The following is a 13,388-nucleotide window of genomic DNA, read 5'->3' as shown; positions in this document are numbered from 1 at the left end:
TCTTTTATATCTCGTTCAGAATATTTTCCAGAAATTCAAACAGCTCCGAAATTCCCCCGAAGAGCATATCTGCAAGAACATTTATGACAATAATAATTATTATCAGATTAAGGCAGCCCTTGCCCTTTTTCTTTGCCTCGGGCGAAGTGTTGGTTGTACTTCTGTTGTAGCTGCTGTTCTGTCGGGGATAAGCGGTATTCTCCGAGAAGGTCTGCTTTTCGTGGGTGTGACCCTTTATCTGAGAGCAGTCAATGGAATAATCTGTGTTGTCCTCATAAACTGCGCTGCCGCAGTATGAGCAGAAATCATCGTCCTTGCTTAAACGGTGACAGTTAGGGCAAAGCTTCATTATGTATTCCCCCTATGTATTTGCTGTGAGAAAGTCCCCACAGCATAAATTTTATTCTCCCGTGTACTCAACTATTCTTACAGACTCCATCTGAACCTGAGTAAGAGGCTTGTCGTTTTCATCGGTCTCCACCTGTCCCATAGCTCTTACCACGTCCATACCCTCGAAAACCTGTCCGAAAACGGTGTAGCTTCCGTCAAGGAAAGGAGTGCCGCCCTTTTCCTTATACATTTCCTGAACGTTCTTGGGGTGAGTAAAACCTGCTTCCTCAAAGGTCTGATATTTGTATATGGAACCATCCTCAAGATATGTTCCGCCAAGCTCAAATTCGCCGGGGTCGGTGTTTACGATGTAGAACTGACTGCCGTTTGTGGCGGTGGAGCCTGAGTTTGCATATGCTACGGCTCCGCTGAAATGATAAAGTCCCTCGGGTATTCCGCCGTCAAACTTGTCTCCCCAGATAGATTTGCCGCCTGTTCCCGTTCCTGTGGGGTCGCCGCCCTGATTCATAAAGTGGGAAATGATACGGTGGAAAATAAGTTCGTCGTAATAGTTCATCTCCGCAAGGCCAACAAAGTTCTCAACGCCCTTCTGAGCCTGCTCGGGGAACAGCTTTATCTTTATCTCGCCGAAGTCCTTGACGGTGATAACAGCAATTTTCTCACCGACCTCGGGCATTTCAAAGTTGTAGAGAGGACCTTCCTCTGCGTTTGTTACAGTTGTATTCGCAGCGCTTGTCTGCTCGGTGTCCGAAGCAGTATTTTCTGTTTGCCCTCCGCAGGCACAGAGCATTACTGCAGATACCGCAAGAGCGGCAAGATTTTTAATATTCTTTATTTTCATTTTTCACTTTTCCTTTCGATATATCAGATATGTGTTTCCGATTCCTTGCCCACAACAGTTACCTTGAGCATATTGGTGTTGCCCGCAACTCCGAGAGGTATGCCTGCGGTGATAACGGTAACGTCGCCCTTTTCAAGAAGTCCGTGGCTGACTGCTGCGTCGATAGCTCCGTCAAGCAGCTCATCGGTGCTGGATTTTTCGTCCATCATAAGGGGAGTAACGCCCCAGGACAGATTCATCTGACGGCAGACTATTTCGCTTGGAGTGCAGCCGATGATAGGGCAGGCAGGACGGAATTTCGACAGCATTTTTGCCGTTCCGCCTGTTTTGGTAACGGTAACGATAGCTTTTGCACCAAGGTCGTGGGCAGTAGTGCAGGCAGCGTGGGAGATCGCATTGGTGATATCCTTGCCCTTGTCCTCCGCACGTACTCTGAGACGGTTAACATAGTTGATATCATTTTCGGTGGTCTCGGCAATGAGCGCCATTGTGCGGACTGCTTCAACAGGGTGCTTGCCTGCCGCAGTCTCGCCGCTGAGCATAATTGCAGATGTGCCGTCGTAAATTGCGTTTGCCACGTCGGTTATCTCCGCACGGGTGGGACGGATATGTGTTATCATAGACTCAAGCATCTGAGTTGCGGTAATGACCTGCTTGCCTGCGTTATAGCCCTTTCTGATAAGATCTTTCTGAATTGCGGGTATCTGTTCAAAGGGAATCTCAACGCCCATATCGCCTCTTGCCACCATAATGCCGTCAGCGACCTCAAGTATCTCGTCAATGTTTTTGACGCCGTCCATATTCTCGATCTTTGCGATTATCCTCGGGGTGCTCCAGCCAAGGCTTTTGATGAATTTCTTCAGATATGCCACATCTGCAGCAGTTCTGACAAATGAAGCGGCGATAAAGTCAAAGCCAATCTTTGCGCCGAACTCAAGGTCGTTCATATCTCTTTCGGAAAGGTAAGGCATTGAAAGCTCCACTCCGGGGACGTTTATGCCCTTGTTGTCGGAGATCTCTCCGCCGTGAACTACAACGGTGTGTATCTCGTTTCCGCTGACGCTTTCGACTTTAAGTTCTACGGCGCCGTCGTTTATAAGAATTGCCGTGCCTTGCTTTACATCGTCGGGCAGACCCTTGAAGCTGATAGAGGCAATTTCCTTGTCGCAGACCCTTTCCTCGGTGGTGAGTATAAATTTGTCTCCGTCGCAGAGAGTAACGGGGGTCTTGTCCGCAAATTTTCCGAGACGTATCTCGGGACCTTTTGTATCGAGCAGAGCGGCGATAGGCATTCCAAGCTCCTCTCTTATGCGGCAGAGCTGTTCATAACGTCTTTCGTGAGTGGCATAATCACCGTGGGAAAAATTGAACCTGGCAACATTCATTCCCGAGAGCATCATATCTCTCAGAATATCGTCATTGTCGGTGGCAGGACCCATAGTGCACACTATCTTTGTTTTTCTCATAAAATCTCTCCAATCAAAGCGGCTTTCCGGACCGCATATTTATATCATTCCCCGTTTAAGCGGGAAAATCAAGAACGTGAAGGGCAATTGTAAAATACAAAAGTGTGGAACAGCTGTCCACAAGGGTGCTGAGCAGGGGAGCAGACATAATTGCAGGGTCAATGTGTATCTTCTTTGCAAGCATTGGGAGCATACAGCCTAAAAGCTTTGAAAGTATGACCGTGCCCACAAGAGTGACCGATACTACAGCGGCTATCTTCACATCGTGATAGAAAAGAACTATCCTGCCGAAATTCACCGCCGAAAGGATTATGCTGCATATGATGGCGATGCGGAATTCCTTGAAAACCACCTTGAAGAAATCCTTCAGGCGTATCTCGTCCATTGCCATACCCTGAATTACCATAGTTGAGGACTGGGAGCCGCAGTTTCCGCCCGTACCCGTAAGCATAGGCATAAAGGATACCAGCAGGGGAATGGCTGCTATCTGAGCCTCGAAATGGTTTGTTATCGCACCTGTAAGGGTAGCCGAGAGCATAAGCACCAGAAGCCATACGATTCTGCTTCGTGCGTGTTTCCATACGCTTGTTTTGAAATAGCTTTCCTCGCTGGGCATAACGGCGCTCATCATTGCCATATCCTCAGCGTTTTCCTCTCTGATGACGTCCATTACATCGTCGAATGTTATAATTCCCACAATACGGTTTTCCTTGTCCACAACGGGGATAGCTGCAAGACCGTGCTTTGCAAGGAGATTTGCAACAGCTTCCTGGTCATCGTGGGTATATACGCTTACTACCGTGGAATCCATAATATCCTCGATAACAGCGTCCTCGTCTGCCACCACAAGGTCGAGAAGGGAGACACGTCCCACAAGGCGGCGGTTATCGGTAACATAGCAGGTATAAACGGTCTCCTTCACGACTCCGACGCTGCGTATGCGCTCAAAGGCTTCTCTGACGGAATCCTCCTTGCGGAAGTAGACAAATTCCGTTGTCATAATGCTTCCTGCGCTGTCCTCGGGGTAATTGAGCAGTTCGTTTATCTGCTTGCGCTTGTCGGGGTCGGTGGCTTTCAGTATTCGTGATACCACGTTAGCGGGCATTTCCTCAATGATATCAACTGTATCGTCAAGGAAAAGCTCGTCAAGGACAGCACGAAGCTCACGGTCGGAGATGGCGTTTATCAGCACCATCTGCAGGTCGCTGTCCATATAGGTGAAGGCTTCCGCAGCAAGCTCCTTAGGGAGCACACGGAAGATAAGGGTGAATTCCTTTTCACCGAATTCGTCCTGCTCCTCGATAAGCTCGCTGAGAAGCTGAGCGATGTCCGCAGGCATCATTTCCTGGAGTGCAGTTTTAAGCTGCACAAATGCTCTGTGCTTTACAAGCACAGCAGCTTCATATTTTTCCATTTTAAAGACCTCCTTTTTTTCAAGTTGAAACAGGAGGCACGATACCGCTTTACTCTGTCTGCGTCCGAAAAATTACAGCGCAGCCCGTATAAGACTGTGAGGCACAAAAAACGCAGACAGAGCGCCTTCGTGGTATCACGCCGCTGTTACTTCCGCTTTCCATACTCTCACTTCCTTTTTCGGGATTTGCGGCACAGTAATACAATAGCCGCATTTAAATTTATTATACAATATTTTGCTCTTTATGTCAATCACGGCGACGAAATTTTTGCGTGAGATTAACGCTTTTTTTACGCAAAAAAGCGGAGCTGTAAAAAACTCCGCTTTGTATCATATGTTTTTATTCAGTATCTCATTTATCTTCTTTACGAAGAACGTGGGTGTAAATGGCTTTGTTATGTAGCCGCTTATGCCGAATTTAAGCGCTTTGCTGAGAGTTTCCTTTGAGCTGTCGGCGGTAACGAAAATAATGGGAAGGCTTCGTGTCATCTCGTCTGAACGGATACGGATAAGTGTTTCAATTCCGTCCATAAGGGGCATTTCCACGTCGAGAAGGATAAGGTCGATATCCGTTTCCTCACGCAGTATCTTGAGAGCGGCTCTGCCCGAGCTTGCCTGGAGCATTTTGTACTGCTTGTAGCGGCTGAGGATATATTCAGCCATTTTCAGTATCATCGGGTCATCGTCCACAAGAAGTATCTTCCAGTCGTTTTTGGATATCTGACGGCGCTCGAAATTCTTGTCATCGTAGATTATGGAGAGCATTATCTTTGCAATTTCAGGGTCAAACTGTGTTCCCGAGCCTTTGATAAACTCCTCTCTTACCTGCTGCTGCTGCATACTGCTGCGGTAGACCATTTCAGAGGTCATAGAGTCGTATGCGTCGGCTGCGGCGATTATTCTTGCAGCAAGAGGTATATCCTCACCGCTGAGACCATCGGGATAGCCTGTGCCGTCATATCGCTCGTGATGCCATCTGATACCCTGATTTATCTCGGGTATCTGAGTAACTCCGCTGAATATTTTGGAGCCGATAATGGTATGTTGCCTCAGGTCGTTGAACTCCTCCTCGGAAAGAGAGGCTCTTTTCCCTACAATATAGTCGGGGATAGCTACCATTCCAATATCGTGAACAAGAGCGGCGCAGTATATATTCAGCTGTTCTTCTTCGGTGCCGCCCATTCTTTTAACTATTTCCTTGGCAAGAGAAGCGGAACGCCTTGAATGTCCTCTGAAACAGGGATCCTTTACCTCGGCAATAAGTGAAATGGCTTTGATAAGCTGATAGGACATACTGTTGAGACTGGGCTGTGCTCCGGATAAAATATCATCATCACATTTGTCGGCATTGCCGTTTTCGGAAACGCCGCTTATTTCGTCAAAAATGTTTTTTATCTTTTCTGCAGCCTCGTGAAGATCATCAGAGCGGCAGACGATGAAAAACGAGTCGCTTGCATAGCCTGCGGTTTTCTCGTCATTTTCCTCCTCGTTCACAAGGCAGACAACGGTAAGCTCGGATACACGTTCGTCAAAATGCATAGCACGTTCAACTCTGACTCTTAGTGCAGCATCGGTGATATCGAGAACGACAACATCGGGAAGTGTCCTGCCGCCAATGGTAAATACAGGTTCTTGGGCGGGAGTATGAAAAAATTCATATCCGGTGCCAAGGCTTTTCTCCATACTTTGACCTGCATTTTCTACGTCGGAGATAATAAGTATCTTCCTGGAACGCTGCAGCATATCATTACCGCCTTTCTGTCGTTTCGTGACGAGAATTTATAATTCTTGTATTATTATACCATATTTAAATGTTATTGTCAATACAAATTGTTGATTGGCAGCTCAGTCAATTGGTACAATGGAGTTATTAGATGAACGAAACGGCAAAGCTGGCTTTATTTCAGCTCAGCGGACGTACTGAAACAGAAGCCCCTGTTTTTTGCTGTACCATATAAGCTTTCCGCTTGTGCGGCAGGGAAGACGGAAGCAAAGATCCCACTCTGGATAAAGCTTTATCATATACATAGTTTCGGCGGTAACGAATGCGGCAAAGGAGACGTAATCCTCCTTTGTCATAGGGCAGTCGCCTGTGACGAGCCACTCGTTTTCCACAGGGGTGACTTTGAGTTTCTGCTCCTCGGTGGCTTTTTGGGCTTCTGCAGGCTCAAGCTTTTCTCCGCAGCAGGTTATCTCCGCCTTGCCTGTGCTGACGGTTATGCTGCCGCATTGACGGCAGATGTAATAGACGTTGTTTTTCATATTGATCTCCTTAAATTCATTTTGTTCGCATTTTCCTAAGATAAGGCTTTCGATGCTTACGGAAAGTATCTCCGAAAGCTCCGATATTAGGTTAACATCGGGAAAACCAAGACCCCTCTCCCATTTGGAGACGGTCTTGTCGCTTATGTTCATTTTGTCTGCCAAGGCTTTCTGTGTAAGCCCCAGCTCGGTGCGGCGCTTTTTTATGAGCGCTCCTGCTTCTGAGCAGTTCATAGTATTCATCTCCTTTCAAGCTATATTTTAACCTATCCGACGGTAAATTGCAATAAACGCTCCGTAGATTTTTGGCTTTTCAGATTTTTCGGGAAAATTTTCAAAAAGGTATTGACAAACCTGTTTTATTGTGATATAATATAAAAGCTGACTGAGACAAGTCAGATGATATGCGAGAGTGCTGGAATAGGCAGACAGGCACGTTTGAGGTGCGTGTGTCTTTGACGTGTGGGTTCAAGTCCCATCTCTCGCACCAGTTTTAAGCGGTTCAGGCTTTTGGGCTTGAACCGTTTTTTGTATGCGGTTGTTTGGACAGAAAAATACTGCTCGGTTATGAGAGGTTAGCTTCTTTTATTTGTGAATTATACATCCGCTTTCTTTCTGACATTTTTTGCAGATGTTCACATAATCAGGATTGTTGATAAGTACGGGATTGATATATGTTTCTTTAATCATACCATTAACAATATCATTTATAATGGCACACTCGACATCTTCTATTTCACGTTGAGAAATTGGACAATATAATGTCATAGTTTATCACTTACTTTACCTACTAAATACTTGTGCGTTATTTTTTTTAATTTTTAATATTTTACAAAATAAATTGAAATATCGGTTCCGTTAAGTTTCCATTCTGCGAATTGATAGAATTCATCCCATTTATCAAGATTGATATTTTGAATGTATTCTTTTTCAAATGCCTGTGCCAAATTATTCGGAATAAGCCAGCCGCTCAGATCCATTCCTTCCATTTTATCATCGGAATAAAAATGTCCTTCGCCTGTGTCAAGAAAGAAAGTACAGCCGAGTTTAGAAGCTTCATTCTGAACATAAGAAAAAAATATAATAAATTTATCATTTTCCTTCGTTCTTAATCCGGTCATTTTATGTCACCTTTTTTCATATGTAAGCTATGTATTGAAATCTGAAATTATTATATCATTTTTAATCAGATGTGTCAACAGAATGTATGATAAAAATATACATTTTGAGTTGCCTTTGCAGGCTTTATTTTTTTGCCGTTAAGGTTGATTTTATCGGAGTAATATGTTATAATTCTTTTATGGAGAGAGTAATGATTATCTGAAAGAGTTTTAAAGGAGGATATCATATGTGCGGAATTGTGGGATTTACAGGCAGGAGACAGGCGGCGCCTATTTTGCTGGAGGGTCTGTCAAAGCTTGAATACAGAGGCTACGACTCGGCAGGTCTTGCGGTGCGTGACGGTGACGGAAAGACAGAAGTTGTCAAGGCAAAGGGACGTCTCAAGGCTCTTGAGGAGAAAACCGACAGCGGCAACGCTTTAAAGGGCTGCTGCGGTATCGGTCACACCCGCTGGGCTACTCACGGCGAGCCTTCCGAGGAGAACGCTCACCCTCATATAAGCGATGATTTAAATGTTGTGGCTGTTCACAACGGCATTATCGAGAATTATCAGGAGATAAAGGAAAAGCTTGCCAAGAACGGCTACGTTTTCTATTCCCAGACCGACACGGAAGCGATCGTTAAGCTTATAGACTATTATTACAAGAAATATAACGCAGGTCCTGTGGACGCTATTTCAAAGGCTATGGTTCGTGTACGTGGTTCTTATGCCCTTGCGGTGATGTTCAAGGACTATCCCGGGGAGATATATGCCGCACGCAAGGACAGCCCGATGATAATCGGTGTGGAGAACGGCGAGGCATATCTTGCTTCGGACGTTCCCGCAATTCTTAAACACACAAGAAATGTTTATTACATAGGCAATCTTGAGCTTGCAAAGCTTTCCTGCGACGGCGCAGAGTTTTATAACATTGACGGCGACATTATCGAAAAGCAGCCTACCGAGATAAAGTGGGATGCCGAGGCTGCGGAAAAGGGCGGCTATGCTCATTTTATGCTCAAGGAGATTCACGAGCAGCCCAAGGCGGTTTCCGACACCCTTGCTTCTGCTGTCAAGGACGGCAGGATAGACCTTTCCGCTGTGGGACTTTCCGACGAGGACATCAAGGGTATAGGACAGATAGTTATCGTTGCCTGCGGTTCTTCCTATCACGTGGGAATGGCGGCGCAGTATGTCATTGAGGACCTTGCACGCATACCTGTACGTGTGGAGCTTGCCTCCGAGTTCAGATACCGCAGTCCTATTCTCAGAAAAGATGATATGGTTGTATTCATCAGCCAGTCGGGAGAGACTGCGGACACCCTTGCGGCTCTCAGAGATGTTAAGGAAAAGGGCATAAGGACCCTTGCCATTGTAAACGTGGTTGGCAGCTCCATTGCAAGAGAGGCTGACAATGTTTTCTACACTCTTGCAGGCCCCGAGATAGCCGTTGCCACCACAAAGGCGTACAGCACTCAGCTTATCGTTTCATATCTGCTTGCGGTGCAGTTTGCGATGGTGAGAGGGGAGATAGACGAGGAGAAATATGCTGCTCTTATTGCCGAGCTTATGAGCCTGCCCGATAAAATGCAGAAGCTGCTTGATGACAAGGAGCGTATTCAATGGTTTGCTTCAAAATTCTCCAATGCCAAAGATATTTTCTTTATCGGCAGGGGAGTTGATTATGCTATCTGCCTTGAGGGCAGTCTGAAGCTGAAGGAGATAAGCTATATCCATTCCGAGGCATATGCCGCAGGTGAGCTTAAACACGGAACCATTTCACTTATTGAGGACGGCACTCTTGTGGTGGGCGTTCTTACCCAGAATGACCTTTTTGAGAAGACCATCAGCAATCTGGTGGAGGTCAAGAGCAGGGGAGCGTACCTGATGGGGCTTACCACCTACGGTCACTACAATGTGGAGGATACGGTGGACTTTACGGTTTATTCTCCTCAGACCGATGAGCATTTTACTCCAAGTCTTGCGGTGATACCCTTACAGCTTATGGCGTATTATGTTAGTCTTGCAAAGGGTCTTGACGCTGACAAGCCCAGAAATCTGGCTAAGAGTGTTACGGTGGAATGATATAAAAATAAAAATGGCTGTTGCTTTTTAAGCGGCAGCCATTTTTGATGTATATGTGCTATTTCTTACATGCGAGGGCATTTGGATTTGTTAAGTTATACGAAAAAGATATTATATGCAACAAATGTTCCTAAAGCTATTGACAAATTGATACAGATGTGCTATAATAAAAAGCGGAACAGCCCGATTTGGGCTGCTCCGCTGTGATATTATTAGTTCAGGTCGCCGTGAGAAAGGGCGGTGAGATATGCGTTTATAAAGCCGTCAAGGTCGCCGTCCATAACAGCGTTTATATTGCCGTTTTCAAAGCCTGTGCGGGTGTCCTTGGCGAGGGTGTAGGGCATAAATACGTAGGAGCGTATCTGTGCGCCCCAGGCAATTTCCTTCTTAACGCCCTTGATATCCTCGATCTTGTCAAGGTGCTCTCTTTCCTTTATCTCCGCAAGCTTGGAGACAAGCATTTTCATTGCGTAGTCCTTGTTCTGATACTGGCTTCGCTGGGTCTGGCAGGACACAACAATTCCTGTAGGCTTATGTGTGAGACGTACTGCGGAGCTGGTCTTATTGACCTTCTGTCCGCCTGCGCCGCTGGCACGGTAGAAGTCGATCTCAAGATCCTCGGGGCGTATTTCGATATTGAGATTTGCTCCGTCCATTTCGGGCATTACTTCAAGAGAAGCAAAAGAGGTCTGACGTCTTCCCGAGGAGTCAAAGGGGGAGATGCGGACAAGACGGTGAACGCCGTTTTCCGACTTCAGGAAGCCGTATGCGTTAAGTCCTTCAACAAGTATTGAAGCGGATTTTATGCCTGCTTCGTCGCCGTCAAGATAATCAAGGGTGGTCACCTTGAAGTTGTGACGCTCTGCCCAGCGGTTGTACATTCTGAAAAGCATTTCTGCCCAGTCCTGCGCTTCCGTTCCGCCTGCGCCTGCGTGGAAGGTGAGAATTGCGTTTTTGCTGTCGTATTCGCCTGTGAGAAGAGTGGTGAGCTTAGTGGTCTCAAGCTCCGCTTTGAATTTGTCAGCCTCGGCTCTCAGCTCGTTTATGGTGTCCTCGTCCTCGTCCTGACCCTCTTCTACGGTAAGCTCGATCATTGTGAGTGTGTCCTCAAGCATATCGTTGAGCTTCTTGTAGTTTTCGATGGTGGCTTCGTTCTGCTTGATGGTCTGCATTACCTTCTGAGAGTTTTCAAGGTCGTCCCAGAAGCCGTCTGCTGCAGACTGTTCCTGTAACTGAGAAATTTCTTCCTTGAGCTTGTCAATGTTAAGAATAACATAAAGCTCCTTCATATCCTTTCTGTAGCCCTCAAGCTCCAGTCTGAGTTCGTCAAGTAAAAGCATTTGTTTGATCATTCCTTTCTGAGTTTTGTGTTTCCCGTCAGGAAATCTTCGGCATCAGCCGAAGAAACAAAACTCGTAAGTTTGAAAATCTTTGATTTTCAAACTTATTCCTCCGTATCGTATTGTTTGGATGTGCTGAAATATTTCAGTATCGTCAGAACATCGCTCCCCGGCGGTATTCGATATATTGGCGAAGCGGCTCCCGGGTGGGAGGACTGATACTTTCGGGGATATCGCTGATGTCAAAAAAATTAAGGGACTCTACTTCTTCGGGCTGGCATTTAAGCGCTCCCGTAAAGCTGCGGCAGATGTATAAGATGTCGATGGTGCTTACCTCGTCGCCGTTGGGGTAAATGTAATGCTGCTCCTCACCCGAGAATATCCCAAAAAGCTCAAGGCTCAAGGCTTTAAGTCCCGTTTCCTCAAGAAGTTCCCTTGCGGCGGCGTCCTCAACACGTTCAAAAAGCTCCACCGATCCTCCGCAGTAGCTCCAAGTGCCGTTGTCCTTTCGCTTCTGGAGAAGTATCTCGCCTTTTTCGTTTTCAACTATTATGCTGGCGGTGGTGTGTTGAATGGGCATATGTCCCACATATTTTCTTATATCGGATATATAGCCCATATGTATGTTCCTTTCCTTGGTTCAGATAAATCTTGCAATTTCCTCCGCTGATTTTTTGGGAGGGCAGTTCGGCTCTTCAGCAGGATAGCCTACGGCAATGGCGGCGGTTATTCGTTCGGTGTCGGGGAGGTCAATTATCTCGGCTATCCTTTTATCGTCGATTATACCCATTATCACCGAACCGAGGCCTGCGTTGTGAGCCGCAAGAGAAAAGGTCTGTGCGGCAATCCCGCTGTCGTACATCTCCCAGCTGTCGCCCTTTGAGGTGGTGAAGCTGCCGTCTTTTTCATAGCCGCACCTTTTGGTGACTGCGCTCTGGACAACAAGGCAGGGACAGCCGAGAATAATTTCCTTGTTATGCTCAAAGCCGAAGGTGGCTTCAAGTGCTATCTTGTCGATCATTGCCCTGTCGGTAATGATGTTCCACCTTGCTGTCTGGGAGTTTTTCCAGGAAGGGACGTATGCCGCTGCTGAGATTATTTCCGTAAGGGTTTCCCGTGATACGGGCTTATCCGTGAATTTGCGGACGGTGCGGCGGGTCTTTATACATTCAATCAGTTCCATTGTTATTATCTTCCTTTGTATCTTGATTTTTCAGGCTTTCCTTGATCTCCTGATATGTGCGGAAACGCTTGAATTTTTTGCGGTTAAGCTTGCTGTCGTAGAATTTCTGTGCGCTGTAAAGTCCCGTATATCCTGAGAGCATATAGGAAAGTCCGATGGCAAGGGCAAAATAGGGCACTCCTTTGGTGCTGTAAAGCTCAATGCTCAGTATTATTGCGGAAAATGGACAGTTTGTTACTCCGCAGAAAACGGAGACAAGTCCAAGTGCTGCTCCGAATGAGGGCGGGAGACCTATCAGACTTCCGAAAAAGCAGCCGAAGGTGGCTCCCGTAAACATTGTGGGGACTATCTCGCCGCCTTTAAATCCTGCGCCTAAAGTGAGGGCGGTAAGAAGTATTTTTATCAGAAAGGCTTCGGGACGACATTCTCCCGAAAAGGCTTTTACGATCACATCTGTGCCTGCGCCATTATAGTCAAATGTCCCTGTGGCAAAGTAAAGTCCGTAGGAAATTGTGGCAACTATAAGTCCTCCCGCAGCGGCTCTGAGGTAGGGATTGGGGATATATTTTTTATACGCTTTTGATATTCCCGGTATCACGGCGCAGAAAAGAACGCTCACCAGGGCGCAGGCTATTCCCATAAGCAACACCTGCAAAGCGGTTACAGCCGAGCCTGAGTCGAAAACGGGAACTCTTTCCACACGGAATGATGTTGGGTGAACACCGATAGCCGAGGCGGTTATTGCAGCAGTTACAGAGGATATAAGGCAGGGGACTATTGCGCTGTAGTGGACTATTCCCACTACAGTTACCTCAATGGCAAATACTGCAGATGCTACGGGTGTACCGAACAAGGCAGAAAAGCCTGCCGCCATTCCGCACATTATGAGTACGGAATAATCCTCGTCGCTTAGCTTCAAGGGCTTTCTGAGAGGAGAGATAAGGCTTCCTCCAAGCTGGAGTGCCGCTCCCTCACGTCCTGCGGAGCCGCCGAGAAGATGTGTAAGAAGTGTGGCGATGATTATAAGGGGGGCAGTTTTGGGTGAGACAGTTTCCTCGCCTCTTGCACCTCTGATAATGCTGTTGGTGCCGCCGTCCTTATCCATTCCGCATATCTTATATAGCCATACGATAATTACGCCGCCTATTGGGAGAAGCAGTATAAGAAAGCTGTTATCCTGTCTCAGGTTTGTTACATAGCTTAAAAGTTCGTGAAAGACCGCTCCTACGGCTCCTATTACAATTCCCGAGAGTATGGCGATGACAAGCCATTTTAAGAATACGGCGTTTTGATATAATATATTTTCATTATCCGAAAATATGCTTTTAATCTTGTTTTTCATAG

The 13,388-nt window shown here is 46.5% G+C and carries 12 protein-coding genes and 1 tRNA gene; 2 read left to right on the top strand and 11 right to left on the bottom strand.

Annotated features, from left to right (window positions below):
• Positions 1–4: 4 nt before the first annotated feature.
• From ACR0QN_RS04950 to ACR0QN_RS04925, 6 genes are all read right to left on the bottom strand, one after another.
• Positions 5–349 (bottom strand): hypothetical protein, encoded by a 345-nt coding sequence (locus tag ACR0QN_RS04950; protein ID WP_432650087.1) that lies wholly within the window; start codon positions 347–349, stop codon positions 5–7.
• Between the two features lie 51 nt (positions 350–400).
• Positions 401–1,192 (bottom strand): peptidylprolyl isomerase, encoded by a 792-nt coding sequence (locus ACR0QN_RS04945; RefSeq protein WP_432650086.1) that lies wholly within the window; start codon positions 1,190–1,192, stop codon positions 401–403.
• Positions 1,193–1,215: 23 nt separating this feature from the next.
• Complete coding sequence (pyk, locus tag ACR0QN_RS04940) at positions 1,216–2,658, bottom strand: pyruvate kinase (protein WP_432650085.1); 1,443 nt, start codon at positions 2,656–2,658, stop codon at positions 1,216–1,218.
• A gap of 55 nt (positions 2,659–2,713) precedes the next feature.
• A complete protein-coding gene (gene mgtE, locus ACR0QN_RS04935) occupies positions 2,714–4,072 on the bottom strand; it encodes a magnesium transporter (protein WP_432650084.1) in 1,359 nt (452 codons plus the stop codon).
• A gap of 330 nt (positions 4,073–4,402) precedes the next feature.
• On the bottom strand, positions 4,403–5,815 hold the full coding sequence (locus tag ACR0QN_RS04930; RefSeq protein WP_432650083.1) for an HD domain-containing phosphohydrolase: 1,413 nt from the start codon (positions 5,813–5,815) through the stop codon (positions 4,403–4,405).
• Positions 5,816–5,980: 165 nt separating this feature from the next.
• Positions 5,981–6,568, bottom strand: coding sequence for a helix-turn-helix domain-containing protein (locus ACR0QN_RS04925; RefSeq protein ID WP_432650082.1), 588 nt, complete (start codon positions 6,566–6,568; stop codon positions 5,981–5,983).
• Between the two features lie 172 nt (positions 6,569–6,740).
• Here ACR0QN_RS04925 and ACR0QN_RS04920 point away from each other — a divergent pair.
• A tRNA-Leu gene (locus ACR0QN_RS04920) sits at positions 6,741–6,824 on the top strand.
• Positions 6,825–7,155: 331 nt separating this feature from the next.
• Here the strand turns inward: ACR0QN_RS04920 and ACR0QN_RS04915 are convergent.
• Entirely contained in the window at positions 7,156–7,455 is a 300-nt protein-coding gene (locus ACR0QN_RS04915) for a hypothetical protein (RefSeq protein ID WP_432650081.1), read from the bottom strand.
• Positions 7,456–7,682: 227 nt separating this feature from the next.
• On the opposite strand from ACR0QN_RS04915, the gene glmS reads away from it, so the two are divergent.
• Entirely contained in the window at positions 7,683–9,521 is a 1,839-nt protein-coding gene (glmS, locus tag ACR0QN_RS04910; protein WP_432650080.1) for a glutamine--fructose-6-phosphate transaminase (isomerizing), read from the top strand.
• 212 nt (positions 9,522–9,733) lie between these two features.
• Here glmS and prfB read toward each other — a convergent pair whose 3' ends face one another.
• From prfB to ACR0QN_RS04890, 4 genes are all read right to left on the bottom strand, one after another.
• Positions 9,734–10,861 (bottom strand): peptide chain release factor 2, encoded by a 1,128-nt coding sequence (gene prfB / locus ACR0QN_RS04905; protein WP_432650079.1) that lies wholly within the window; start codon positions 10,859–10,861, stop codon positions 9,734–9,736.
• A 154-nt stretch (positions 10,862–11,015) separates the two neighbouring features.
• The gene (locus ACR0QN_RS04900) at positions 11,016–11,480 is read right to left on the bottom strand and encodes an NUDIX hydrolase (protein ID WP_432650078.1); all 465 of its coding nucleotides are present in this window, start codon (positions 11,478–11,480) and stop codon (positions 11,016–11,018) included.
• Between the two features lie 21 nt (positions 11,481–11,501).
• Positions 11,502–12,044, bottom strand: coding sequence for a nitroreductase family protein (locus ACR0QN_RS04895; RefSeq protein ID WP_432650077.1), 543 nt, complete (start codon positions 12,042–12,044; stop codon positions 11,502–11,504).
• Entirely contained in the window at positions 12,031–13,386 is a 1,356-nt protein-coding gene (locus ACR0QN_RS04890; protein WP_432650076.1) for a chloride channel protein, read from the bottom strand. The genes ACR0QN_RS04895 and ACR0QN_RS04890 overlap by 14 nt, the downstream gene beginning before the upstream one ends.
• Positions 13,387–13,388 lie beyond the last annotated feature (2 nt).

The sequence above is a fragment of the Huintestinicola sp. genome, from assembly GCF_050874005.1.
GTDB lineage: Bacteria > Bacillota > Clostridia > Oscillospirales > Ruminococcaceae > Huintestinicola.
This window is presented reverse-complemented; position numbering and strand designations above follow the sequence as displayed.